Origin of the sequence: Rubritalea profundi (assembly GCF_002954445.1) — a bacterium.
GTDB lineage: Bacteria > Verrucomicrobiota > Verrucomicrobiia > Verrucomicrobiales > Akkermansiaceae > Rubritalea > Rubritalea profundi.
Map to the genome: position 1 here is coordinate 2,865,905 of NZ_MQWA01000001.1, position 24,790 is coordinate 2,890,694.

Annotated in this window: 22 protein-coding genes; 5 read left to right on the plus strand and 17 right to left on the minus strand. The window is 46.3% G+C overall.

The genetic code is table 11. The features are described from left to right. Position 1 precedes the first annotated feature (1 nt). Positions 2-2,116 (plus strand): RecQ family ATP-dependent DNA helicase, encoded by a 2,115-nt coding sequence (locus BSZ32_RS12605; protein WP_105043743.1) that lies wholly within the window; start codon positions 2-4, stop codon positions 2,114-2,116. A 203-nt stretch (positions 2,117-2,319) separates the two neighbouring features. Here BSZ32_RS12605 and BSZ32_RS12610 read toward each other — a convergent pair whose 3' ends face one another. Then, positions 2,320-3,969, minus strand: coding sequence for a SpoIIE family protein phosphatase (locus BSZ32_RS12610; protein ID WP_105043744.1), 1,650 nt, complete (start codon positions 3,967-3,969; stop codon positions 2,320-2,322). Between the two features lie 265 nt (positions 3,970-4,234). Beyond that, on the minus strand, positions 4,235-5,383 hold the full coding sequence (locus BSZ32_RS12615; protein ID WP_165788828.1) for an acyltransferase family protein: 1,149 nt from the start codon (positions 5,381-5,383) through the stop codon (positions 4,235-4,237). A 193-nt stretch (positions 5,384-5,576) separates the two neighbouring features. Between BSZ32_RS12615 and BSZ32_RS12620 the strand changes: the two genes are divergently transcribed. From BSZ32_RS12620 to BSZ32_RS12630, 3 genes are all read left to right on the plus strand, one after another. Continuing rightward, positions 5,577-6,110 (plus strand): thiamine pyrophosphate-binding protein, encoded by a 534-nt coding sequence (locus tag BSZ32_RS12620; RefSeq protein ID WP_105043746.1) that lies wholly within the window; start codon positions 5,577-5,579, stop codon positions 6,108-6,110. A gap of 1 nt (position 6,111) precedes the next feature. Then, complete coding sequence (locus tag BSZ32_RS12625) at positions 6,112-7,143, plus strand: hypothetical protein (RefSeq protein ID WP_105043747.1); 1,032 nt, start codon at positions 6,112-6,114, stop codon at positions 7,141-7,143. 404 nt (positions 7,144-7,547) lie between these two features. Continuing rightward, positions 7,548-8,156 (plus strand): YcbK family protein, encoded by a 609-nt coding sequence (locus BSZ32_RS12630; protein ID WP_165788829.1) that lies wholly within the window; start codon positions 7,548-7,550, stop codon positions 8,154-8,156. A gap of 178 nt (positions 8,157-8,334) precedes the next feature. On the opposite strand, the gene BSZ32_RS12635 is transcribed toward BSZ32_RS12630, so the two are convergent. The 15 genes from BSZ32_RS12635 to BSZ32_RS12715 form a co-directional block, all read right to left on the minus strand. Next, complete coding sequence (locus BSZ32_RS12635) at positions 8,335-10,062, minus strand: protein kinase domain-containing protein (RefSeq protein ID WP_105043749.1); 1,728 nt, start codon at positions 10,060-10,062, stop codon at positions 8,335-8,337. A gap of 36 nt (positions 10,063-10,098) precedes the next feature. Further along, positions 10,099-10,536, minus strand: a complete 438-nt coding sequence (locus BSZ32_RS12640; protein ID WP_105043750.1) for a hypothetical protein — start codon at positions 10,534-10,536, stop codon at positions 10,099-10,101. Between the two features lie 15 nt (positions 10,537-10,551). Further along, complete coding sequence (locus BSZ32_RS12645; protein WP_105043751.1) at positions 10,552-11,226, minus strand: hypothetical protein; 675 nt, start codon at positions 11,224-11,226, stop codon at positions 10,552-10,554. Then, positions 11,226-11,930 carry a hypothetical protein gene (locus tag BSZ32_RS12650; protein WP_105043752.1) on the minus strand — a complete coding sequence of 235 codons (705 nt, stop codon included), beginning with the start codon at positions 11,928-11,930 and terminating at the stop codon, positions 11,226-11,228. Before BSZ32_RS12650 ends, BSZ32_RS12645 begins: the two co-directional genes overlap by 1 nt. Positions 11,931-12,028: 98 nt before the next feature. After that, positions 12,029-12,511 carry a hypothetical protein gene (locus BSZ32_RS12655; RefSeq protein ID WP_105043753.1) on the minus strand — a complete coding sequence of 161 codons (483 nt, stop codon included), beginning with the start codon at positions 12,509-12,511 and terminating at the stop codon, positions 12,029-12,031. A 29-nt stretch (positions 12,512-12,540) separates the two neighbouring features. Next, the gene (locus BSZ32_RS12660) at positions 12,541-12,948 is read right to left on the minus strand and encodes a hypothetical protein (protein ID WP_129589743.1); all 408 of its coding nucleotides are present in this window, start codon (positions 12,946-12,948) and stop codon (positions 12,541-12,543) included. 425 nt (positions 12,949-13,373) lie between these two features. Then, positions 13,374-14,534 (minus strand): type II secretion system F family protein, encoded by a 1,161-nt coding sequence (locus BSZ32_RS12670; protein WP_105043756.1) that lies wholly within the window; start codon positions 14,532-14,534, stop codon positions 13,374-13,376. Beyond that, entirely contained in the window at positions 14,527-16,221 is a 1,695-nt protein-coding gene (locus tag BSZ32_RS12675) for a GspE/PulE family protein (RefSeq protein ID WP_105043757.1), read from the minus strand. Before BSZ32_RS12675 ends, BSZ32_RS12670 begins: the two co-directional genes overlap by 8 nt. Continuing rightward, on the minus strand, positions 16,218-16,769 hold the full coding sequence (locus BSZ32_RS12680) for a hypothetical protein (RefSeq protein WP_105043758.1): 552 nt from the start codon (positions 16,767-16,769) through the stop codon (positions 16,218-16,220). The genes BSZ32_RS12675 and BSZ32_RS12680 overlap by 4 nt, the downstream gene beginning before the upstream one ends. A gap of 35 nt (positions 16,770-16,804) precedes the next feature. Continuing rightward, entirely contained in the window at positions 16,805-18,490 is a 1,686-nt protein-coding gene (locus tag BSZ32_RS12685; RefSeq protein WP_165788830.1) for a type II secretion system protein GspD, read from the minus strand. Positions 18,491-18,595: 105 nt separating this feature from the next. Then, positions 18,596-18,844 (minus strand): hypothetical protein, encoded by a 249-nt coding sequence (locus BSZ32_RS12690; protein ID WP_105043760.1) that lies wholly within the window; start codon positions 18,842-18,844, stop codon positions 18,596-18,598. 286 nt (positions 18,845-19,130) lie between these two features. Further along, positions 19,131-19,667 (minus strand): hypothetical protein, encoded by a 537-nt coding sequence (locus tag BSZ32_RS12700; protein ID WP_105043762.1) that lies wholly within the window; start codon positions 19,665-19,667, stop codon positions 19,131-19,133. A gap of 25 nt (positions 19,668-19,692) precedes the next feature. Next, positions 19,693-21,642: a hypothetical protein gene (locus BSZ32_RS12705; RefSeq protein WP_105043763.1), complete on the minus strand. Its 1,950-nt coding sequence runs from the start codon at positions 21,640-21,642 to the stop codon at positions 19,693-19,695. Positions 21,643-21,800: 158 nt separating this feature from the next. Further along, the gene (locus BSZ32_RS12710) at positions 21,801-22,166 is read right to left on the minus strand and encodes a type II secretion system protein (RefSeq protein WP_105043764.1); all 366 of its coding nucleotides are present in this window, start codon (positions 22,164-22,166) and stop codon (positions 21,801-21,803) included. A gap of 54 nt (positions 22,167-22,220) precedes the next feature. Further along, a complete protein-coding gene (locus BSZ32_RS12715; protein ID WP_105043765.1) occupies positions 22,221-23,471 on the minus strand; it encodes a type IV pilus twitching motility protein PilT in 1,251 nt (416 codons plus the stop codon). A gap of 459 nt (positions 23,472-23,930) precedes the next feature. On the opposite strand from BSZ32_RS12715, the gene BSZ32_RS12720 reads away from it, so the two are divergent. Further along, entirely contained in the window at positions 23,931-24,584 is a 654-nt protein-coding gene (locus BSZ32_RS12720) for an ATP-binding cassette domain-containing protein (RefSeq protein ID WP_105043766.1), read from the plus strand. The last annotated feature ends 206 nt before the right edge of the window (positions 24,585-24,790 follow it).

Below are 24,790 nucleotides of genomic sequence, written 5' to 3' on the forward strand. Positions count from 1 at the left end.
GATGAATGAGCGTGTGATCAAGCAGCCTATAGAGGCTTTGAAAGAATACTTTGGCTTTGACGGTTTTTTGGACGGCCAAGAGGAAGTCGTCGGGAAAATAATGACCGGGAGCGACGGACTAGTTGTGATGCCAACTGGTGGAGGTAAGTCGTTATGCTACCAGCTTCCAGCCTTATGTCTCAGGGGAGTGAGTATTATTGTTAGTCCTCTCATTGCCTTGATGAAGGATCAAGTGGATGGACTGGTGGCGAAAGGGATTCCTGCGACTATGATCAATTCGACCCTCGGGTTGTCAGAGCAAAGAGATCGAATCTCGCGTATGCGAGCAGGGGAATACAAGCTGGTGTATGTGGCTCCTGAAAGATTTAAGGTGGAGAGCTTTATCTCTGCTTTGCTAGATATCGATGTAGCTTTGTTTGCCGTGGATGAGGCTCATTGTTTGAGCCAATGGGGACACGATTTTAGACCAGATTACATGCGTCTGGGCAAAGCTCTAGAGAGAATTGGTAGGCCGCAGTGCATCGCTCTGACGGCTACGGCGACTCCAGTGGTGCGGCAGGATATGCTCAAGGTGTTAGACCTTCGCTCACCTTTTGAAATTGTGAGTGGGTTTGCCAGGCCTAATTTATCCCTGATGATCACATCGGTTTCAAAGCATCAGCAAAAATATAAGCGTATCCGAGAAATCGTGAAGCGCTGGAAGACTGGGATTGTCTATTGTGCGACACGCAAGCGTGTGGACGAGGTTGCAGAAATGCTCCACGACTGGGGGATAAGCTGTATTGCCTACCACGGAGGGATGAGTGATGACATGCGTGAGAAGACTCAGAATGTTTTCATCAAAAAAGAGGCGGATGTTGCAGTGGCGACGAATGCCTTTGGTATGGGGATTGACCGATCAGATGTGAGGTTTGTAATTCACTTTGAGCTACCAGGAAGTGTGGAGGCATACTACCAAGAAGCTGGTCGTGCTGGGCGAGACGGAGAGGCGGCGATCTGTGAGTTGTTGTTCAACTATGCCGATACCCGGACTCAAGAATTTTTTATTGAAGGAGTGAATCCTAGCTATGCCACGATTTGTAATGTCTACCAACACCTACAGAATCAAGCTGATGGAGATTTTGAGGTGCATGAGACATTAGATCAAATTAAGTCTGGAGCAGACGTGAAAAATGGCATGGCTGTGGGGAGTGCCATTGGTGCCTTGATGCGTAATGGACTAGTGGAGAGGTTTGATGTAGCGGGCTCTCGCGCAAAGGGAACACGGTTACTGAAGCCTGAAGTTCTAACAAGTAAGATTGGGATTGATCGGGCAGCGCTGGAAGAAAAAGAACGACGCGATAGTTCGAAGTTAGCTGCGATGGTGGAGTTGTGCTACGCAAGAGTCTGTCGGCAGCAATGGATCATGGAATATTTTGGTGAGGCTGACGCCGCAGTCTGCGGTAGCTGTGATGTGTGTCGAAGTAAGTTTGGTAAAGACGCAAGCGAGGGGTCTAGCGCACAGATTTTAACAATGAGAAAAGCTCTGAGTGGCGTGGCTCGGATGAGTAGGAAAGTAGGAGGAAAGTGGCAAGGGCGCTTTGGACGAGGGCGAATTGTTCAGATGCTTGTGGGCAGTAAATCTCAGGAGGTTAAAAAAAATAGGCTCGATACTCTAAGTACTTACGGTCTACTCAAACAGAACGGAACTGCTTATCTGAATGAACTATTTCACGCGATGCATGATGCGGGATTAGTCTTTACTCAAAAAGGGGAATACCCGTTAGTGAGCATTACGCCTAGAGGAGAATTAATTATGTTGGGTAAGTCTACGTGCTCGCTGGTTTGGCCGAAGTCGGGCAAAAATCAGAGCGTAGCGACAGCAGATGATGCGCTGGTTTTAGAGGAGGTTGGTTTTGATCCAGAGCTCTATGAACGCTTAAAAGAAGTGAGGTTTGAGATCGCGAAAACTGAGAATATACCAGCCTATGCCGTGTTCACAGATCAAGCTCTAGAGTCTTTCACTAGGCTGAGGCCTAAGTCTATGAAATCAGGTCGGACGATTCGCGGCGTGGGCGAAGCAAAAGCTGACCGATATTTGGCTCAATTTATTACGGTGATTCAAACTTATGGTTAGTAGGTTTATCCGTGCAGGCTACTGAGAGCTCCGTTCCAAAGCAGTTTTTTTACAGATGTGTGGTGGCTGGCACGCTTGAAACCTACTATTTCCGTAACTGGGCCATTTTCATTTTATGAGCTTTACTGAATGTTGTGTTAAGCTCAATGCGAGGAAGCCGATTTCCATTATTCTGATATGGAACGCCAGTCTCATAGCTGAGTTTAAATTTTTCTTATGATGAGCACGCTTACATCATCAACAATGTCTTCTCCTCCTGAGTGAGAAACAACTTTTCTGAAAATGGAGTCAGCTATCTCTTGAGGGCTTAATTTAAGTTCGTCTTGAACCCATTGAATAATGTTTTTTCTTCCTAGCGTTTTCCCAGCTAAACTCTCAACTTCCACAAGTCCATCGGAGTAAAGAAAGAGGGTGTCGCCAGAATAGAGAGGGAGAGAATGTTCGGTGTAGGACTTTTTATTGAGGAGTTCAGAGGGGAGCAGGCCAAGAGCTGGCCCGCCTTTGTCAAATACCTCCGTAGCTCCATCGTTACGGTACAAAATGGCGGGTTCTCTCGCAGCCTTTACATACCGCATCGAGCTCGATCCGGCATCAATGATGGTGTGAAAGGTGCTAGCAAATCTCCCTTCTGGAAAGAGGTCGTGGACTCGGAGGTTGATCTCGTAAAATGCTTTCGCAATAGATTTCGTAGATATGTTTAAGTTCTCTACTAGTTGTGTGTGAAAGATGGAGGCAAGCAAGGCCGATGATACTCCGTGGCCAGACATCTCCGAAAAGGTGACACCTAAGCTTTGTTGATCTGAGCAAGTGTCAAAGTGAATGTAGTCACCACCTATCGAAGTTGAGGGCTTGCTGAGGAAACCAATCTCGAAACCTTCTAATAATGGAGCCTTGGTTGGAAGGAATGCTTGATGAGCACTTTGGGCAATCTGAAGCTCCTTGGCTTGGCTGCGCTTATAGTCCCTCAAAGAATCCATTGCTTGGATGGCAGCTGTGACGTCTGTTGAGACTCCAATTACACCCACGATGTTGTCGTCCTCTCGCATCGGGGAATACCAAGTTTCAAAGGAGCGATCCTCAGTCGTTCTAATTTCACTGAAGCTCTCACCTTTGAGCGCTCTTAGAAAGTCACCGACATTTGTGGGCATCTCTCTATGCACTGTTTCAATTGATTTACCAATGATGTTGAGGGGCTTTTGGTGTAGTTTATTGAGGCCCATTCCTTCGCAAACTGTGAACTTACCTTGGCGGTCTAGTGAGAACGCAATAACAGGTGAGGTTGAGACAACTGTCTGTAGTCGCTCACGGTTTTCGCTAAGGTCGTTCTCAAGGTGTTTTTGATGCTCTTTGTTAGAGCGTCCAACTCTCACAAGAGTGATGCTGGAAATGATCAAAAGGAGAGTGAGGGAAATATATATATAGGTATATATATTAGAATTTTCTCTAATAGTTGTGATATTTCCTATCACCTGCTTGCCGTCGTGGTTGTGGTGGTAGATTAGATTAGCGCTCTCAATATTTCTAATAAGACCAGTTGATCTGAAAAACTCACGAATTTCTTCAGCTTTGGCCGGGTTACTATATTCTACAAAATGTGAGTGATCTGGGTGAGTAACGCAGATAGATATAAATTTCCCTTCAGTGGCAATGACTGCTGCATATTTTTGAGCTGTGTCTTCGTCGATATTCCACAGGTAACTCGAGAAGAGTTCTCCATAATGCTCCGTGTCATGACCGGCCGAATAGGTGGAGCGGCTTTCATGAATAAGGATGTAGACCCCAAATAGGATGAGCGCAGCCGTGCTTAGTAAGCAGAGAAATTTAACATAATTGTTAGAATTCTGGGTGTTCATGGAGTAGTTGTTAGGATAGGGAGGTGGATAAGGGAGATTGCATCATAAGTCTTTAATTCTATGAGTGACAGTAAAAATGACACAAAATAGCGAAGAAAGGGTAATGTCATCAAGGTCGGAGTCACAGGACTGTTAGTAAATTGCAAGATCCAGTATGAGGGACAGCTCTAACTATACTGACGCACATCAAGTTTGTGAAATTGAGAATGAGCTGTGAAACTAAAGTAATCGCCTAACATGGTGCAGCAGTAGAGCTGGCAAGAGGCTAAGGTTGGCTCGGTCCAGCTGAAGCCTTTTTACTACCCCAACGCATACTAGGGCGCTCGATGAAATAGTAAGCCACAGAGCAGCCTAATAACGTGAGTAGGATGAGTGCTGCAAGCGGAACAAGGTTGATCGGCCAATTGCCCTTGTGTACTCCAAATATTGGAATAATGAAGTTGTAATGGAGGAAGTAGAGGATGGCTCCATGAAAAAGGTAAATGGAATAGCACATCCCTCCTAGAGTGGCGACTAAGGGCTGGGACAGTAGTGACTTGAGCAAACGACCTCTGAGTACGCAGGTGAAGGCTATGAGTAGAAGGTAGGCTAACCAAGAATGTGAGCCATTGATTTTGAGCGCGAAAGGAATGAAGAGCCAAGAGGCGACACCAATTACATCGAACGCCCATGCTGAACAGCTAGAGCTGGGCTTACTTTTCCAAAAGCTTAGGTACAAATCACCAAGAAGGAGACCAGCGAGGAAGAACTGGAGTTGGCCAACGATTGAATGGGGCCAAATATCTGACGGGAAGTAGTGGTTGAGTTGACCTGAAAGTTTCTGGAACAAAAGAATGCTACTCAAAAGAATGATGGCTCTAAGAGCAAATGAACGAAGTTTGAAAACTTTGCATAACAGCGGGGCTAGGAGGTAAAACTGGATTTCAATCTCTAAGGTCCACGAAACAAATAAAATGGGATTGAGTGAGCCCTGATAGAATAGACCATGAGAGTATAGCATCCCAGCTCCGTAACGTTGCAGGCTGTCAACCAAAGGCATTCCTTCCCCAAGCGCAAAAAGTAATCCTAAGGTGAGAGCGATTAAATACGGAAAACCAATTCGGACCATTCTACGCGAGTAGTAGGTCTTGAGGTTTACGGGTTTGCGCTCTTCTAGGTAATGTCCAGCAAATGGCAGTGCTAGGACGAATCCGCTGATGACAAAGAAGACCTGCACGCCGAACCAGCCTTGTCCGATGGCGAAGTTGAGCCAATCCCAGCTCATTGGGAAGTTGATAGTCTGTGGGATAGCATTCGCAAAAAAGAGAATATGGGCGTGGTAGAGCAGCACCGCCATAATGGCGACAAATCGGAGACCGTCGATCTCTGGCATATAGCTGCCTGAGCTGGTCACGCGTGAAAACCGAGAGATCATGGCTTTCCATTTTGATGGTGATGATTTGGCTTGATTCACTGAGCGTAGAAAATATTAGCGGATGCTATCGTGGATCTGAACATCGTCCAGTGTGGATACATAAAATCTCTCAAGGGCGAGAGCAGTACTCTGTTTTTGATTCTCCCGCAGTATTTCAGTTTTCTAAATTGCAAACTTAAGGTAGAGCTAGGGCGTGAAAATTGACGCGTTAGGAACATCGGTGATTGAGGCCTGCCTGAAGGCTGGAGTGCGGGAATACGTAGTTTGTGCGGGAGCCAGGAACTTGAGTATTGTGGAGGCTTTAGTGAGTAGTGAAGATGCGGTGATTTGGTCACATTTTGAAGAGCGCTCGGCTGGTTTTTTTGCCTTGGGTCGAACGATGGACTCACGTGAGCCTTGTGCCATTGTTACTACATCAGGGACCGCAGTGGCCGAGCTCCTGCCAGCGCTTGTAGAGAGCTACTACCAAGGACGGCCACTGGTGGTGATAACTGCAGATAGACCTCCTGAATACCGAGGTACTGGAGCTCCGCAAGTGATCGATCAGGTCGGAATTTTTTCTAGTTATGTAGGCGGCTGCATGGATGTCACAGAGGCTTGTGAGGGGATGTTTGATGGATGGAATGGAAATCTACCGTGGCACATCAATGTCTGCCTTGAAGAAGATGAAATTGCTAGACCAGTCCAAACTAGCTTGGTTGCTTTTGAGAGTAAGCGAGAATTTTGATGTGAGCCAATTAGTGCATTTTTTTGCAGACTACTGGAAAGGCTTGGTTGTTTGTGTCGGAGGACTGGAGCCAGAAGATCGTGAGGATGTCTTCAATTTTTTGAAAGAGGTAAAGCTGCCAGTGATCGCCGATGCGACGTCTGGACTTAGAGAGTTACTAGGGCCTCTTCTGGTGGCCGACCCCGAACGACTGTTGAGTGAGACTTCGCCACAATTGATTCTCCGGATAGGTGAAGTGCCAGTCGGTAGGTTCTGGCGCGATTTGGAAAAGCAGCCTGAGATTACTGTTTTTTCAATCACACGAACAGGCTTCTCAGGTCTGGCTCGTGAGAGCAGTTTGATTCATGGGGAAGTGGGGCGCGTACTCAGAGGTTTAGGTGAAATTGGCGAACTAGGGGATGCACTCGATATCCTACAGCATTGCCGTCGCCGGTGGGGACAGGTTGATCAATTGCTCGAGATGTATCCTGACAGCGAACCAGGAATGGTGCGAATGTTGTCAATTTATTCTACCGTGGCAGATAGTATTTACCTTGGAAATAGCTTGCCGATCCGCGAGTGGGGTCAGTTTGCCCAACGTGAATACCCCACTGAAAACGTGCGGGCGAATCGTGGGGTCAATGGCATTGATGGCCAGCTGTCTACTTGGATCGGGCTTACTCATGGACTAGATGATGCTTGGTGCGTCGTAGGAGACCTTACTGCGCTCTACGATATGTCTGGGCCGTCATTACTCGATGGCTGCGAGGCTAGCGGGCGTGTGATTGTCGTTATCAACAATGGCGGGGGGAGAATATTTGAACGTCTCCCTCGGGTGAAGAATATGTCTGAGCCAACCCAGAAAATTGTAGCCAATGCTCATGATTTTAAGTTTAAAGATTGGGCGGCAATGTGGGACATGGATTATAAACTGTTTGCCAGTGCGGATGCCATTGAGATTGAGCCAGCGCAAAAGACTTCAGTTGTAGAGTTGGTGCCTTGTGCTAAGCAAACTGCCGAATTCTGGGACGCCTACGCTCAATTGACCTTCTAAAAAAGGAACAGTACCAAAGTCAGTGTCCTAGTTGCTCGTGGATTCTGCATGCTCTGCATGTTCGCAGTTAAATGATGATGCGCACATTGCTGTTCTTAGTGCGACTGCTGGCGCTTGGTACTTAGTAATAGATGGATTCCTTGGGGGGCGCTTATGGTTGTTTTGAGCTACTTGAGAGCTCTAGGCCTAGGCATTTTGTTTATGATCCTCTTTTCGTATCTATGACATTTTGAAGCTCATGCAGGAGAAGTGAGAGGGGGCTTGAAAAGCTTGAGTTTATCTATAGTACTACCTTTTTTTAAATTTTTGTAAAAAAAGTGAAATTATTACGTATAACTAAAAGATAGAGTGTTTTATAAATTTTCCTCTGGTCATACCGTATTTGAATGTGCTCAAATGCTGTCATGAATAAAGTAAACGACATATATGGCCCACTCGCTGTGACTGGCCGCCGTCGTTTTCTTGGGGCACTGGGTGCATTTGCTGGTACTTGCATGATGTCGATACAAAATGCTAAGGCAGGCTTTTTCTACAGCACCAAGCCGGTAGCTGGAATTCCTCAAGCATGGGTCAATGAAAAGGGGTCGGATGTATATCGTTATGCCAATTATATCAAAGGCCTACGCCTGAAAAACGTGACGCCTTATATGGTACTAGAGCCACATTTTAGAAGTCGTGGTCGTACAAGGAATAGTCTACCTCCTCGCTATATGTGGAGCCGTATTGCTCCGACATTGAGAGTGATTGATGCGATGGCTTCTGGCATGAGAGCTCAAGTATCAGAGCTTCTTTCGATTTACCGCAGCCCTACTTACAACCGAGCAGTCCGTGGGCGTAGCCGCTCACAGCACTTGGAGAACCGAGCTGTAGATGTTCGCTTCAAAGGTGTTTCAGCCTACACAGTTTCAAAGGTCGCACGTAGTATTCGCTCACAGGGCAAATTTGCTGGGGGTGTTGGCCGCTATAGTAGCTTCACTCACGTTGACACAAGAGGTCATAATGCCGATTGGTAAACAATGATAGGGATCCAAAAATTGGATACTTATCAGACAATCTGAGAATTTTTGAGTCTCCCGTCAGAGCTCGATAAATCTATTTATACAGAATTATTGCAGAATTCACAAAATGAATACCTGCTGCAAAAGCTACTCATTCTGTAAATTATGAGAAATTCTGCAATCCTGTATAAATTCACAAGTTATTGCTCGGCGGCTCTTCACTTAGTAAGTCACTGACGAACTCCAAGTTGAAATCACTCACTAGATCATTTGAGTATCTGTGGCTGGAGCAGTAGACGAAGAGCGCTACACCCAATACGAGTATGAGAAAGCTCTGAGCTCCATGCTTGGGTTTTAGAGATGCGAAGGCTATATCACTGACCACTGGCAACAAAATAGCTGGAATTATCCAGCGGGCATCATATTGATTCATTCGGATTCTAGTCAAGATGAGTGAACCCATAATTAATATGAGCGAAGTCACCAGCAAGCATCCTTGCCATTGAGTTGGCTGAAATAGGAGAAAAGCAGTCGCTAGACAGCTAACAACTAGTAATAGAGTGATTTCGCTAGCAAAGGGTTTTTCCTCCTCTCGAGTTACACGGATTTTCGCGGCCTTTGCTGCGGCGCGCTGAGCTCGAATACGCTGAGAGTTCCGGAGGCTGATTCTCTTTTTCCTCTTTGGCCTAGGAGGCATGGCTTCAGCCACTTGAAATTCCTCTTTAAATTCAGGAATTTGCATTGCTGGGGTCCATTCACCGATCCGTTGTTGGTAGATAAGATCGTTAGAACGAATAAATCCTTCAGCTATGAGTTCGCAAACTTTGGAGAAGGGAACTGGGCCTTTACGGACATCATGAATGGAAAAGTACCACATGTCCTGTGGACGAACTTGATGGACACGTTCGGCCATAGGAACCATGTTTTGTGGCGTTGTAGACAGATTCGTTCTTTTGCTTTGTTCAAACTCTGCTTGAAATTCTGCCTCCTGCTTAGCCGATAGCTTTAGATTTGCTTTCGTGAGAGTTGAAAGCGAATGCTGCATAGAATCATTTAAGCTACTGTCATGGGATATTACCGAGAGAGCTTCTTGCACATCAATATCTTCGAGTTGCATTAAGGCATTGAGTGATTCTCTGCAGCTTTCAATGCGGTCATCTTGCTTGTACTGGATATGTGACTCAAGCCATTGGCAAAATGAGCCAGGGAGTTCTGGTAAATGCTGACGAATCGGAATAAAGTCATTGCTCATGTGCGACGCCATGATCACAACGGGAGAATCACCTTTGAAGGGGTATTGCCCAGTAAGAGCGTAGTAGAATATGCAACCAAGTGAGTAAATGTCAGAGGCTTCGGTGTTGATGTTGGATTCGATGATCTCTGGTGCAATGAAGTGAATAGAACCAACGATATGCTGTGTGCCACTCTTGCTGCTTGATGACTCGTCATGTGGTGGCGACATACCAAAATCAATAACTGTCGTCTGGTAATTTGAGCGACTCATCTCAGTGAGCATGATATTAGCCGGCTTTAGGTCGCAGTGTAGAATGCTGTGTTCGTGTGCTGTGGCGATGGCACTGAGCAACTGCGTCGCGACAAAAAGAAATTGTTGAAGATCGAGAGGCGCTTCTTTGACAACAGTATCGAGGGCATCCCCTTCGATAAGTTCCATGATGATATCGCCACCATTTTCATTTTCAGTAACATCGTATATCGAGACGATGTTAGGGTGCTTTAGTCCAGCGAGGACTTTAGCCTCCGTCAAAAGTTGCTCTTTGAGTTCATTTTGGCTAGAGGAACTGACAGTTTTGAGTCGCTTGATGACGATGTCGCGATCCAGCTGGGTGTCACGCGCTTGGTAGACGCATCCAAAGCCATCTGAGCCCAATTGTTTGATGATTTGATGTCGCTCTTTGTTCATTCAATTCTAAAGTGATTGGCTCGTTTCAATGAGCAATTATTGGCGTGGGGGCAATAAGGGAGTTAAAGACCCAGAACTCATACTTGGGTTGAGAGTTTCAGTCTCTCTCTCAGAGCGAAGAGGGCGAAAACTAGCGCTGTGTGTGTCCAATCGAAACTGCATGGCATTGAGTTCACGGTTGAGCTCGGATTGCTGACTGTGCATGGTTTCTTGTTGCTCAAGAAGCTTGTTTAGCCTGCTCTCCAATTGCGAACTGTTGCCAGCATGAGCAGCGATCATAGATGATTGATCAAATAGCTGGCTCGTCCCGCGTAGGGACTCTGATGAATAATAAGCCCCATCAGTCTGATGCATCATTGGAGAGTGGACGAGAGTCGTTGGCTGGATCGTACCAAGGCTCATTTTGTGATGGAGCGCAACGCCGAGCGTGATACCCGTGATGCTCGCACATGCGACAGCTAAAATATGATTCATCGTTGTTAGATATCCTTATTTTGGGAGTGAATCGACCAGAGCTGAGAGGTTTTCAATACTTTGGTCTAAAGAGTCTCCCGCTTGTTTCAGGTTATTGGTGGCTGTTTTGAGCCGTGCGGAAACACTATGTTCTTGTTGATACCCGCGTTCAGGTTGGTAGCCTGGTTCCCTTGCTTGAATGACTTTGTTCGATATTTCAGGGACAAGGGTGTAGGGTGTGATACTCAGCGAGAGAGTTTTCCCAGTGCTCAAATTCACTTCAACTGGATAGGCTTTATTCTGTGGTGCTGGGATATAGCGCCAGCCTCTTGGAGCCTGTTGCATAGGTTTAGGAGCCCACGGACTTATGAGCTTGAAGCCACTATCTTCAGAGAGTTTTATTTGCTTGGGTATTTCCACTTTTACGACAACTGGCTCATCTTGCTCTGGGAGCCCCAAATCTTCAGGTTGCTCAGGCAAAACTGGATCTTCAGGCTGAGCTGGTTGTTCAGGCTTATTGAGCTCGTCAGAAGTTTCATCAAGCTCCGGCTCTTCTAGATTCTGATTGTCAGCTACTTCCTCATCGAGGACTGGGGGACTAAAATCGGTCTCAACAGGCTCCTCGTCTTCGACAATGATAGCGGTTGGAGCATCTTGAGTGAGACCCGTAAGTGGGAGTGCTAGGAGTATGTAAAAAGGAAAGTACTTCATTATTTAGAAAGCTTGATGGTTGATGCGCTATTTTCAGAGAGCATGCTAGGATGGCTAGACGATTTCTGGGGGAGTGAAGGGCTGTCAGCGCGCAGAGCAGCAATTGGTTGTGCGCTCATAAGCAAGCTGTCCCAGGCCAATTGTATATTTTCACCGTCCTGATGAAGTTTTTTAATTTGTGACTGATAAATTTTGAGAGCTCGGAGGACTCGTTGAGCCTCATTAGCCTGCTCAGGTCCAAACCTCAGCCCACGCGTTTTATAAATGACGGGCACTTGAATAATAATCCGCTCTGAAGATGAGTTACTCTGAGCTGTGATGACGTGCTGAATACGGTCATTGGTTTCTTCAAAACCCACTAATCCTTCAGTGGAGTCACTCTTCGGCAGTGGAATGTTGGAACTTTTTTCTGCGGCACTGGTTTGTGACAGTCCGCTGCTTACTGGTGTGTCTCCAGGGAGTCCACCACTGTTAAGTTTTGTAAAACTATTTTGCTCGGGTGCAGATGGCTTACTTGCTTGGGGGGCTGCTGCGTCTGGTTCTTGTCTGGCACTTTCTCCTGAGCCATCTGGGATGGCACTCACTATTGTCGGTTTGGTGACGTAGAGCCAGCAAAAGAAAACAGCACTGAGAGTGCTGAAGGTCAGTAAATATTTATAAGTGAGTGTGATTTCACTGCTTGAGTGTGAAGTGGATGTAGACATTTGAATGTGTTTCTAGATGAACTAGTGGGGTATCCAGGGGGACGGGAGAATGGACGGTGCTGGCGAGATCGATTGGCCGAACGCAGAACGCAATATATTTAGCGTTTTACCTGCCCTAGGGCAAGGCGTTTCGCGTAGGTTATCACGACAGTGTCTGAAATCGGGGGGAACTGTGTGATTGTCAGTCGAGCTTGAGTCACACTGAGTTGTTTTACAGTGTGGTTGGTGCTATGACTGGCCTGAATTCCAGGCTTGATTGAGATGTTTCCTTGAGCATCTTGCTGAGAAATTCCATCGGCACGATAAATCTGATAACTATGATAGGCGTCCGCCACCTCAGATTGATAAAGCCGAATTTCTTGGCCGTTTGAATAGACTCGGTATCGAGTATCTGGAAGAGGTATAGTTGTCGACTTACCCTTGCGTACTCGCACCATGGACTTGACTAAATAGACACCAATCAAGTCAAAACCCTCAGGCTTTACTGCATCCTCAACCACAAGAGCGACTGAGGGAGACGAATAGAGGGGGAGATTGGCGAGACTTAAAAAAGTAAGCGCTAGAAGACAAAATCGGCCCATAAAACGTTCTATATACTATCCAATTTGGATTATTTGCCAGCGTCCCACACGCTATTGTCACCAGGAGGCGAGGGGTCGTAATCTCCGCTTAAAACAGGAGGGCTCACAGTAATTGTAATCGTACGGTTACCCCCATCTAGATCAGTCACTGAGGGTATAGCAGTCATGTTGTTTGGTAGATACGGGATGATGTAAGTACTTGGTGTTGTTGGGTCGTTACTTTGAATGGCCGTTACCTGAATCGTGGGGTTATCAGCAAGTAACAATTTTTGTGCTTGATAGACAGCTTTGAGATCCTCGCCAGCAGCGAGCCCTTTTGACCAATCTTTGTAAAAAGAAATACCGATGCCAGTCGTTGATACTAAGATGATAATAATCCCTATGACAAGGGAGATTTCAATGAGAGTTACCCCTTTCCTTGGTGATGTTTGATGCATTTTCATATTATTGATTGAGTAACGTTTTAGTGTGCTCGATTAGTTCAAAATATAGATCAGTTTTCATGAATTGTGTAATTTGAATGAAAAGATAAAGAGCAATGATGAGAATGACGATCCACCAGAAAACACTGAAGGAAAAGCTTTTTTTCTTATTGAAAATGAATGAGTTGTACCAGTGAGGTCCCTCGGCGATTTTTGTTGAAAACATATTGCTTGGTCCGTGAGTTGTTGAATCAGTTTCTCGGCTCTCGACTTGTTCTTCACTGTCAGTAGATAGTGGTAGTTTTGGGTTTGCAACTCAGTCACAGTCACGCCAGCAGGGATTACTTCAGGCAGGTGGACTACTCTAATGTGATGCTCATAAACGAAATTTTCGATGAGCCATCTGTCAAATTTTGTTTTAGTCATAATAATAGTAGTAGTTACATGGATTGTTGCATCATTTCAGGGCCCATCAGGAAGATTGGCATGAAGACAGATAGGAATACGAAGGCAATCATGCTGACCGCTGCTAGCATGATGAAAAAGCTGAGGATATTAGTGAAGTCTTCCATGTGCTGTTTACAGTCTTCCTCATACATCTCGGTTAGCATTTCAAGCTGAGCTCCCATTGAGGCTGATCTCTCGCCGATCGCCATCATGTGGACGACTTGGTCATCTACCGAGGTGTACTTGGTGAAAGCAATCGCCAGGGGGACACCCGATTTTTCATACTTGTCAGCCGCATTGAGCAATTCGTCGTGGAGCGGAGTGCCTTTCACTGCAGTCGCTGAGGTGCGGATCGCCTTGGACATATTAATTCCGTTGGAATGCAAAAGCTTAATAACGCCTAAGAATGTGACCTGTCTTAGCCCCTGGATCAATTTCCCCAAAAGACGCCATTTCGATGTCGCAAGAATAAGTACTATATTACGGAGTTTTTCAGAAAAGACAAACGCGAGCACAATGCCGATGATGATAGTGACTCCTGCTGGCCACCATTGAATGACAAAGTCACTGAGCATGAAAAAGAATTTCACCGGCCCCTGTGGTTGATAATCACCAACAAGAACCATACCCTTGATTTTGGGCATAATGTTCGTTTGACTGTAGATGAAAGCGATGATCAGGAATGGGAATACAAAACTTGGAATAAGTACGATTTTGCGGATTTGTTTTCTAAAAAATGCTTCAGTCTGGGCCCGCGCAGCGAGATCCGTGAATGCAGAGTCTAATTTACCAGAATCCATACCAGCTTTGACCAATCCAAGAGTCATGTCGTCAAAGCGCGCGCTCTTTTTGAACGCCTCGTAGACGGATATACCGGCATGAATATCGTTACGGATACCCATGAGTGAATCAGCCATTCCCTTGTCAGGTAGACCGTCAGCGTAGTACTTTAGCGCATCTGCAGTATTGATCTGAGCTTTAAGCATCGAAGCTACACCTCGATAGAACTGAATAAGCTCCTTAGTTTTGAAGGTTTTGGGTTTATTTGAAGTGAATGGGAGTTTGATCTCTCTGTTCATTCCAGTTTTTGGCTTGCTAGCACCACTTGTAGCTGCAGCACCCTCGGTCATTGGTGGTGATTGGATATTATTCATCGGATGACATATCGATAACTTTACTGACGGCGTCTATATCTGTTTTCCCAGCTTCTAATAACTTGAGGCCATTGCGTCTAAGGTTTGGAAGGATCCCTTCTTTTGCAATTTTCACTTCAAGGTCATAGGGGGATATTTCGCCTTTAGAAAGTTGGTCAGATGTTTTTGGGGTGATAGGTATGATTTCTAGGATGGCTGTTCTTCCCGCGTATCCAGAGTTGCGGCACTCTTGGCACCCATCGTGATTAGCTTCGTAAACTTTTTTATTGGACCAGCTATCATCAAGGTTATACGTTCTTCGGTCAAGTTCAGAAATGCCTTCGAGTTCGATTTTGCAATACGGGCAGAGAATTTTAATCAATCTCTGAGCGCATGCCGCTTTGAGGGTTTGAGCAATCTTCCAGCGTTCAATGCCCAGTTGTTCGAATCGTTCAATGATTTGTGAAGCGCGTGAGGTGTGGACAGTGGTGAGCACTTTGTGGCCTGTTACGGCAGCCTCAATAGCGAGTTCAGCGGATTCCGTGTCTCGGACCTCACCCATCAGAATGATATCTGGATCTGATCGCATGAAAGATGAAATCATGGGCTTAAACTCTCCCGCGTTTTTCAAGTCACAATGGGTGATTCCTGGGACTTCGTCCTCCACAGGGTTCTCTAGGGTGAGAATATTTACTTCAGGTCTATTAAGCTCTCTCAACATCGCGTTGAGGGTGGTTGATTTACCTGAGCCTGTGGGTCCTGACATCACAATAATTCCAGCCGGAACCTTCATCACTTTGCGAATGGCAAAAAGGGTTTCTTCATCAAAGGCCAGTGAGCCCTTACCGAGTGTCACATTGAGATGACCTTTGTCCAATAGACGCATGGTAAGGTGGTAGCCCCTGTAGGTACGATGACGTTCATAACGAATGTCAATCGGGCGGTGAAAGTAACTAATGGTAAATCGACCAGATATACCACAAACCGTGTTTCGGATCTCCGTAGGAAGCTTCATCAAGTTGAGGATAAAGGCGTCAATCCTGTCCTTAAGTTTCATTGGAAGCTCTCGCTTCGCGCCAAGGTCTCCATCTACACGAAATGAGTAATAGAAAGACTCTTTTTCAACCTTAAAGTGAACATCCGAAGCGCGCTGTTTGACTGCATCCGCCATGATAGTGGCAGTCAAGGCCGCCATTGGCTCATCGTAGTCTGTCGATGTCACATCGAAATCTTTGTCGAACTCTTCAAAGTCTTCGACATCGATTGATTCTAATTCAGATTTTGTCGGTCCACCCGAGGTAGACGAGGCTTCGATTGTCCGGCTAATTTCCGACTTAATCGTAACGATCTTGATTATTTCGTACTCTGGAAACCTTGGAGAAAGGTATTCCTCTGCAGAAGATTTCCACGGGTCAACAACTGCTATAATTAGAGAGTCGTTGTAGATACAAAGAGGGGTGAAGTCGCCCCTAGTGAGGGTGGATGGATCGCATTTTTCTAGTAGTGCTCCATCACAGAATTCAGCGATTTTCGGAAAAAAAGCGAGTCCGTTAAGTTTTGCTACCGCAGCCATAAACGTCGTTTTTGTGACACGGTTTTGGACTTGGTCATGGGTGATTTCAGCAAATGCAGGATCGTGCTCACCGAGGCTAAGCATGATTTTTTTACTGATGAAATCATTGAAATGAAGGCCGTCAAATTCGATCATCGTGAAAAATGTTTCTCAGTGAGAGCTTTCCATGATTCGTAGTTCATACGAACGCAGGTGATATAAGGAGAGATCTGTAGGGTCTCTGTGACGTAGGCGTGTAATGCTTGAGCAAAGATAGTTGCAGTCACTGGATTGATAGAACCTAGTCCAATAACATCCGCATCTTCATTATAAAGAATGGGACATTTAAGAGACCTAGCGAGATCATATATGGGCTCATGCTTTTCGTAGAAAGCACTAGGTGTCATCATTTTTACCGCAAAAGGAGCGGGGGGCATGATAGGAGTGACGAGGGAAGCGAGCATTGTGCCCCAGCGCTCAATGCTCGCTTCATATTGACTTTCGTCGTCGTCCTCTAATGTTGCGAGCCTAAATAAAGGCTCGGCAGCGAGGTTGTTGTTCCAAGCTTCGATACACTGTCCGGAAACTGTCGTAATTTCCTCCTCAGTCGCTATGTTAGCCTTTAAAAAGGCTCCCGCGCTTTGTTGGAGGGAATAGGAGTGCCATTCGGTGAGGTTTGAGCTCTCCACGTTAAGATCTGACATTATTTCTGAATGGTGATCGGTTCTTAGAGTTGAGTTTATCGACGCACGCGGTACGGCTTATTCGTGCCGTTAGAGGAGTTTAGATTTTGTTGAAATCCAGACTCTTTTCCGAAATTTTTCAATGCGCGCTTGAGGTTTGGCTTCTCAAGGTCGTAATTGTTGGGATCATCAAAGGTCATATCTTTATCGCGAATCTGAAGGTTACTTTCTAGGCGATTATGGGTGCGGTGATGTGATTTATGGTTTTCCGGGCTATAGCTACTTGGAGTGACAACAAACAGCAGGCTGGATTGCTCTTTCGATGTTGTCTTGCTCTTAAAGAAGAAGTTAAGAACTGGGATGTCTCCCAACAGCGGTACTTTGTTCTCGTTCTCTATCTCAGATTCTTGGAAAAAACCACCAACGATGAGTGAGTGGCCATCTGGAATACGTGCGATAGTTGTGAGTGTAGATTCACGCACCTCTGGGTAGGAATTGCCTGTTTGAGGGCTCACAATGAGACGCGTAACTGAGGCAGCTCTTGGACGCATATTCAAGCGAATAGTCCCGTCTGGGAGGAGTGTTGGAGTGACAAAAATGGTAGTACCAATTTCTCGAGTTGTTTCAGGATCTGTAGAATCTTCTTCGTCGATCTTGTAGCGAACTTCTTCTGTGACAGTTGGGTTGCCTCCAGATGAGTTCTGTGTGCTTTCTGTGGTGATGATAGGAATACGATCAATCACTGCGATAGATGCGGCCTCGTTATCTTCCGTAATGAGAACTGGATTGTTCTGAAGTTTGATGATGCCGCCTTCATTGAGAGCTGTCAGAACAGCACTGATTTCGTTCGGCGAAAATACCAAGTCTCCTGCGGCAAGTGGTGTGGCAGCACTTGATGGGAGACCGAGTATGTCGTTGAGTCCCAAGACTGCGCGGGTCGGAACTGACGCGTTTGCACCCAATGAATCGGACCAATCAAATCCGATGCTTTGGCCAACGGAAGAAAGAACTCGGTAAATTTTCACTTCAACAACGATCTGCCCTTTTGCGCGATCAATGCGCTCAAGTAGGCTTTTTACGCGTTCAATTTTGTGCGGAGTGTCGATGATGATGAGGGTGTTAGTTTTCTCCTCATAATTTACGATTCCTGTGTTCGGGCTCAGAAGTGGAGAGATGAGCTCACGCATATGATCCTTCATGTTAGATGAGCGCAAGTACTTGAGTTGGTAGGACCATTCTGTGGAAGGAAGTTGGTTGAGCTGGTCGCTAGTCAACGCGTAGATAGTATTACCACGGCGGTGCATTGTGAGAGCGTTACTGAAAGCGAGGTCTTCCATTTGGGTGAGTGCGTCACCGTCTTTGAGGTAACCATTTACCTTAAAATCGTCTCCAGCAATACGGTTGTTGTGGAAGTAGGAGAGTCCAGCGTCGCGGGCAAGTACCTCAAAGACTGTGTTAAGGTTAGCATCATTGAGTCGTATGCCATCTTCTAGTTCTTCCTGTTGATCAGGAACTACGGCAGCGGGCTCCTCGCCGGGAAGGGCTGGTGCTGGAGCGACTGCCGCAGCTGCTGCTGGAGGCGTCAGCTCAGGGCTTTCAGGCGCAATATCTGGCGCGATATCTGGTGCGATATCTGGTGCGTCAACCGCTGGTGGTGTAGAGGGGAGGGTAGTTGGTTCTTGCGCAGTTGCAGTCGCGGCGTAGAGCGCGAATGCGGCAAGCGTGCTTGGTAGTAGCTTCATGCTAGTTGGGTGGCTTCTCATATTTTTTTTAGTTATATTTTGGGAGATTTGTTATAATGAACAGAAATGTTGTTAGTGATCAAGGCTATTCTTGATCAAGATCAACTAATCGATTTTGTGAGTATCTGTTTTGTTAGGGTTTATGTCAACTCGTGTAGGGTCTTTGGGCCTTGGAGTGACCGAGCGATATTTCATATCTAAGGAGATGATGCTCTTGTCGCTGAGGTCAAGGAATGTGACTTTACTCGAGGTGATTGAATTGAACTTCAGTGGGAAAATCTTTCCTTTGACGGAGATGTCGATTTTGTCACCTCTTTTATAGTTTTTAGAACCAATGATGACGCGTCTACCCATAACGTTGAGTTTTTTTCCAAGCTTAGTAATTTCCTGCTCAATAAGGATTTGTTCCTCTATGGAGGTGATTGAAGTGGTCGGTTTTTTAGGGTCGATTTTTTTAGTAACTAAAATTTTTTATGTGGGTCTTGAGGTTTACCAAAAGGACCGACTGATCGCCGATTGATTACAAAAACTGAAGTCTTTTCAGCGATGAAATCCATCGATGAATCGAGATTGAATTTTGCGGCATTTAGGTCTTCAGCTAGAGTGAAGCTTTGAAGCGTGAGATAGCAGCAGAGAGTGGTTATTGATCCTTTTCCCATATCGTGTAATTGAGTTTTAGGTTGAGTAGGTTACTGTTTGTTTGAGGCTTAATGTTCATGGTGTTCACCATGAGATTGGGCATTTTACATTCCAGTTCGGTTGTGCACCTTTGAAGTTCGGTGAAAGTGCCTTCTAGGACAAACTCGCAGGCTGATCGTGGGGCATCGACAGCGTATGCAGGTCGGGTCGCACTTTTTTGGTCGGTGAGTTGGAGTGTTTTACTTTTGTTGTTGTTGGTAATCGCTATACGGAGCTGTTTGTTGACCTCGTTGTAACTGTCGCTAGTGAGCAGTTTGTCCCATTGTTCGAGTTGGCTCTGTTGTGCTTTATGTTTAATTTCTAGTTTACTGAGCGCCGCTATCTGGGTTTGTTCAGTTTTGTATATTCGCTGGCTCTGCGAGAAGTCTCCTAATAAGGTGGATTTAGTGAAGGATATAATGCCTATCACAATCAATGTTACAATCAGTGGGACAGCGATGGAGAATGTCCCAATCGATTGAATATAATGTCTTTTCATAAAGAATTGGTGGTGGCGGTTATTTCTATTTTGCTAGAGGCAGAGTGAGCTCATCTTCGTTGTCAAGCCGTTGGGTTATTGTCATTTTAAACTTGAAAGGATGTGACGATGCGGCGCTGTTTCTTTGACTGTTTGAGTTGTTGGCTCTTTTGATTTGGATGTCTGGCCGCGGCTTTCGGTTTGCAATGCTCACGTTAAAGGATTTATCTTGAGTTCCTTGGTAGGTATTCTCAAATATTTTCGCCATTTCTGTAGCAGAATTGAGGGTTTCAAGGTAATTTCTGGCAGCGGAGTCTCCGCTACCTGTGATGGTCCATGTGCGGATGACTGGAATCCGCTGATTAGTCGCATTGGCAGCCTGAATAGAGGTTTTATATATAAAATCCTTTACGGTGATATTTTGTTTTGCGGGGATGAGGCGTGCGAGTAGTTCCATGTTGCTCCATGCGCGGGAGCGATCGCTGAGTAGATTGTTGAGTTTATCATATTCGAGGGCGCTCTTTCGGTAGGAGTTGATCTGTATTTGTGGGTGTGTGGTTTCGTATCCCCAAGCTGGGTCAGCCACGGATGTTGAGAGGTCCATGCCAAGTTTAGCGAGTGACCCAACGACCAAGCAGGCGGCTGCAAGTTTAACTAATTTACTGCACTTCAGCAGCTTCATTTCCACTTGATCTGGGTAGAGTGCGGTTTCTGCAGAGGTTGGGGGAAGGAAGTCTTGGATCGGCCACATCTCCTTCACGAGAGTGTTGAATGTATGGCTCTCTGCTAAGATCGAGTTACTCGCTGAGGGTGGGTTGGTGGTTGAGACTACTTCAAGCCTTACTTGGGAAAGCATTGCCACAGCTGCCATGTCTTTGAGCTTCCATGGGCGTGTGACTCCAGGTATGGCGGTTTCTTCGGATGGGGCTGCCGGAAGGGGGTCAGATTCTACTGCTGCTTGTGCAGCTAGGTCACTCCACTTCCATGCGCGTGTGACGCCTAAGTCACTAGGGGCAGATGTTTCACTAGGGGCAGTCGGAATGTGCAGCGCTGAACTGGTGGGACTAAGGGTGATGACTTGTGAGTCTGGGAGCATACTCGTCAGCGAGTCACTGAGCCCCATCGGGGCGGCTCCAGCCATTGGAATGATGAAAACGTGCGGCTTCTCTAGCTCTAGAGAAGCCGTGGTAGTCATGATGGCACTTGCAGACTGCGGTGAGAACGGGACGTTGCCGTGGTGTTGTAGGGTCCGGATAAGTACGAGGTCGCCATGCGTATTAAAAAAGCTCAGTACCGTGAATTGCGGGTAGTGGTAGAGAGCTACAAAGCCATTTTCGGGCTTTTGATCGAGGAGCCAAGGTAGTGCGCTGATTGCGCAGAGTGGCGCGCTGATAGCGCGGGTGCGAATCGGTAGATTGTTTTGTTCGCCGTAGCTCCGAAACTTCTGCATCAGGTGTTCGTGGCGGCGGGTGAAAGCGATGGCGGTGGCGAAAGGTTGGCCGCTCGCTGCCCCAGGATAAGGGAAGAGTCTCCAGGAGTGGGACTCATTAGAGATGGAATGGTCTTCTAGAATCGAACGTGGATTCTCCTTGATGAGCTTGCGGAGTTCTGCCACTTCCGCAGGGTTTTGGTGCTCAGGTCCGAGTTCAGCCGTAGAAAATTCATCGGCTACATAGAGGATCACGCCGATACCAGGTTTTTTCGTATTAGCGCAATGTTCGGTAATGATGCCGTCGAGTACGGGCTTGAGGAGTGACGGATCCTCTTCCATTTCAGGAGAGATGTTAGGGCCTTTTGCCCATGCGCCCGATTCCATGTTGCGAATGTAGGAGATCGCACCCGAATCGCTGCCAACGAAAATGTGTATCTGGATGTTAATAGCAAGCGCGTCAGCGTACCAATTGGGGTTGCTGGCCCTGCTTGTATGTTTGATGAGGCTTTTTGCCTGTTTGTAGCGTTGGGGGAAAGAGAGGGTGTTGGGTTGGCTCAGATTCATGTGTAGTATTGAATTGATCGAAGATCATTATGGGGACTGGGGGAATAAAAATCCCCACCTCATTTCTAGGGGAGGTGGGGATGAGTGAAGTTATTTATGATTGTGAGTATTAGTAAGACTAGGTTCGTGTATGATATGAGGCTAACCTTTGTGTAGCATTAAGGATGTCCAGTTGTTGAACAAGTTACTGTAGATGCGCCAGAGGCGACTGCAATGGAATATACAGAGCTTGTATTCGTGGTTGGGCAATTCGGGAGACCTGAGCTCATAGGTCCAGTGGCCCCTGTGATAAGCCCTGAAATGGTGGCCGTAGTGGCAGATCCAGATATATTCATATAAGAATCGGCCGCTTTTTGGATGGATGATCTGTTGATTGCGCAGGCTGCTGCGTTAGCGGATGTTTTATAATAGCTAGCTCCGATGAAGAGAACCGAGATAAGTACGAGGATCACAGCGATAACGACTGAAAGCTCGATAAGAGTCACACCTTGTGGTGTCTTGCGGATGGATTTATTTAGTTTCATGGTATTTATTATTTATGTTTATTGTTTATGTATGGGGGAATTATTTGAAGATGCTTAGTCGTCAGATTTGGCGAGTTTAGCATTTTCAAAAGCTTCCTGAGAGATGAGTCCCTGTTGGTGAAGTCTGAGTAGGTTGTTGTCCCACTGGATGTTTCCTGAGCGGCGGATGGCGTCCTCGAGTGCGCTGGCCCCGCGGTCGTAGGCTGCAATCGCAGCGCCGACTGAGTCGTCGTTGTTATTGAGGAATTCGTAGGTGAGTACCCGTCCGTGAACTCCGGTGATGAGGCCTTGGGAATGGATGAAAATCATGATCTCACCGAGACGATTAAGAATGGAGGCATGCTTATCTTTCGGGTACATCTCCAAAATACGACCCATGGTCTTTACCGCTCCAGTGGTGTGGAGAGTGGAGAGGACGAGGTGGCCTGTTTGTGCAGCCTCAAGGCAGGTATCCATCGCTTCCCTGTCACGAATCTCTCCGAGAAGGATGATGTGTGGGGCTTTACGCAGGACATCTTTGAGGCCCTGGCGGTAGTTCGCTACGTCTCGTCCAACTTCTTGCTGGGTGACGATCGATGGAGCGAGTGTCTTCATTCCCGGTACATCTGGGTCATCCATGTCGAACGGGTATTGGTATTCCACAGGGTCTTCGATGGTGACGATGTGTTTAGGGTGGTGACGGCGAGCCCAGTCAATGAGCGACGCCAGTGTTGTGGATTTTCCTGAGCCAGTCGGTCCCGTGATGAGGCAAAGACCGGCTCGTTTGAGGACGCCTTGGCGCAGAGACACAATCGTATCCGGCAGGATGCCGAGTGATTCAAGCTCTGGGATCGAATCGTTGAGGATTCGACAAGTGATGCCTAGACCTGGGGCGCTTAAGTGGGCTTGGATTCGAAGGCGTCCTGAAATCTCACCGTTCTCACCGTATTGGACCCCGCTACAGGAGAAGTCGTCAACGCGCGTTTCTAAGAACTTGTCAAAGGCTTCCTGGACGTGGTCTTTGTCTTCTGCTGAGTCTCCAAAGCCATGAGAATCGTCATCTTTGTTGTTGAGAAGAGCTTTATAGATCTTTAGTAGTGAGTCCGCAGTAAGCACACCCAGATAAGGCAGCGCTTCCATACCGTGGTGGGTCTCAATATACATCGGTCGATTCGCTCGCATCTGAATGTCAGAAACGCCTTTTTGCTGGCAAGTCTGAAACATGATTTTGAGGAGATCGTCACCTGACATATTCTCGCTAAATGCCTGTGAACTGTGCTCAGTAGGCAATGGCGGTGGACTCGGTATATTGATTGCTGCTTCCATCGGGTTATGAAATTTCTCGTAGAGGGTTCACGGTAAGTAATACTATGGCTGGCTAGATAGTTTTTGTGAAGGAGAAAATGAGTTTCAAATAAATCCCTAACCAAAAATATACCACTTGAGTAATCCTATAGATAAATAGATTTCGGTAAGTTGGCAACACCTAAATTTGAACATTCTTGCTTTTTTTTGTTCGGCGATTGTCGTATTTAGTGAGTTGAGTGTATTATAGGGATGGAGTGCGCAGTGTTCATTATGCGAGTTTTAGTTGTGGCTTTTTTTTGAGCTATTGAGGTGGAGGCTTGTTGTTTCAAGAGGGTGTTAGATTTATGTGTTAGGTTGATTCATGCTGTTGCAGCATTCTAAGTATTCTGTAAAGGTTTGAGGTGTGTTAGAAATGACGGTTGCTGAATGCTATTTCTCTCTTGAGCTATAGGATTATATGGTTAGCTTCTAGATCAAATGGACGGAAAATGTAGAATTACTATCCCCCCAGGGTTCGGTATAGGGTATAAAAATGACTCTATCGCGGAGGCTAAAGAGGAGATAGATCTAGCAGAGGGGACGCACTACCTTCTGGCCCGTAATGGCCGTGGCAAGACGACTTTGCTGCGAACCATAGCTGGGAGTTTGGCTTCCGTGGCTGGGCGAACGCTGACTCAGGGCAAGCTTCAATTTGTACCTGAAGACATTGAGTACAATGACGATTTGTCCGCTCAGGTGATCTTGAGGGCTCTCGTGCCGAAGGTGCGTCGAAAAGAGTGTTTCTCATTTGCTGATCATATTGAGCTCGATTTGAAAAAGAATTATCGCAATTTATCTACTGGAAATAAGCGTAAAATTAGCTGGCTGATGGCCGAGTTTAGTTGTGACTTAGATGTAGGGAATGTGATGTTGTTGGATGAGCCATTTACAGGTTTAGACTCTTACGTGCGTGAGGCATTTTTAGAATACTGGTCTGAACATGACGATGGAATTTGTCGTTTGGTGAGTTGCCATCCGGATTTCGATAGTATGGTTATCAATAGCGCGGTGCTTATTTCTGATGGTGAGATTACTAGTGCTAGTAGTGATCAGGGTAGTAGCTGGGGTACGCTTAAGAATGGGCTAAAATAAAAATTGAGGAAGTAAGGATGTATAAAATATTTAAATTATCTCTAGCGACAGCGATCCGGCAGAAGTCGGTGTTTTTGGTGTTATTGTTGTTAGCAGTGTTGCCGTTTGTGTTGCAGCAGATGACGAATTTTCAGGTCGACCCATCGGTGAGTCGCCCAGCCATTGCCCAGGCCGCATGGCAGTTAGTGTGGGCGGGGGCATGTTTT

Bases quoted from the DNA above. Each gene is read 5' to 3' on its own strand.
- BSZ32_RS12660 (WP_129589743.1), bottom strand. From the start codon at position 12,948: ATGCATCAAACATCACCAAGGAAAGGGGTAACTCTCATTGAAATCTCC.
- BSZ32_RS12705 (WP_105043763.1), bottom strand. From the start codon at position 21,642: ATGAATCTGAGCCAACCCAACACCCTCTCTTTCCCCCAACGCTACAAA.
- BSZ32_RS12645 (WP_105043751.1), bottom strand. From the start codon at position 11,226: ATGAAGTACTTTCCTTTTTACATACTCCTAGCACTCCCACTTACGGGT.
- BSZ32_RS12670 (WP_105043756.1), bottom strand. From the start codon at position 14,534: ATGAATAATATCCAATCACCACCAATGACCGAGGGTGCTGCAGCTACA.
- BSZ32_RS12700 (WP_105043762.1), bottom strand. From the start codon at position 19,667: ATGAAAAGACATTATATTCAATCGATTGGGACATTCTCCATCGCTGTC.
- BSZ32_RS12675 (WP_105043757.1), bottom strand. From the start codon at position 16,221: ATGATCGAATTTGACGGCCTTCATTTCAATGATTTCATCAGTAAAAAA.
- BSZ32_RS12635 (WP_105043749.1), bottom strand. From the start codon at position 10,062: ATGAACAAAGAGCGACATCAAATCATCAAACAATTGGGCTCAGATGGC.
- BSZ32_RS12715 (WP_105043765.1), bottom strand. From the start codon at position 23,471: ATGGAAGCAGCAATCAATATACCGAGTCCACCGCCATTGCCTACTGAG.
- BSZ32_RS12615 (WP_165788828.1), bottom strand. From the start codon at position 5,383: ATGATCTCTCGGTTTTCACGCGTGACCAGCTCAGGCAGCTATATGCCA.
- BSZ32_RS12680 (WP_105043758.1), bottom strand. From the start codon at position 16,769: ATGTCAGATCTTAACGTGGAGAGCTCAAACCTCACCGAATGGCACTCC.
- BSZ32_RS12720 (WP_105043766.1), top strand. From the start codon at position 23,931: ATGGACGGAAAATGTAGAATTACTATCCCCCCAGGGTTCGGTATAGGG.
- BSZ32_RS12610 (WP_105043744.1), bottom strand. From the start codon at position 3,969: ATGAACACCCAGAATTCTAACAATTATGTTAAATTTCTCTGCTTACTA.
- BSZ32_RS12650 (WP_105043752.1), bottom strand. From the start codon at position 11,930: ATGTCTACATCCACTTCACACTCAAGCAGTGAAATCACACTCACTTAT.
- BSZ32_RS12710 (WP_105043764.1), bottom strand. From the start codon at position 22,166: ATGAAACTAAATAAATCCATCCGCAAGACACCACAAGGTGTGACTCTT.
- BSZ32_RS12630 (WP_165788829.1), top strand. From the start codon at position 7,548: ATGAATAAAGTAAACGACATATATGGCCCACTCGCTGTGACTGGCCGC.
- BSZ32_RS12640 (WP_105043750.1), bottom strand. From the start codon at position 10,536: ATGAATCATATTTTAGCTGTCGCATGTGCGAGCATCACGGGTATCACG.
- BSZ32_RS12685 (WP_165788830.1), bottom strand. From the start codon at position 18,490: ATGAAGCTACTACCAAGCACGCTTGCCGCATTCGCGCTCTACGCCGCG.
- BSZ32_RS12605 (WP_105043743.1), top strand. From the start codon at position 2: ATGAATGAGCGTGTGATCAAGCAGCCTATAGAGGCTTTGAAAGAATAC.
- BSZ32_RS12690 (WP_105043760.1), bottom strand. From the start codon at position 18,844: ATGGGTAGACGCGTCATCATTGGTTCTAAAAACTATAAAAGAGGTGAC.
- BSZ32_RS12655 (WP_105043753.1), bottom strand. From the start codon at position 12,511: ATGGGCCGATTTTGTCTTCTAGCGCTTACTTTTTTAAGTCTCGCCAAT.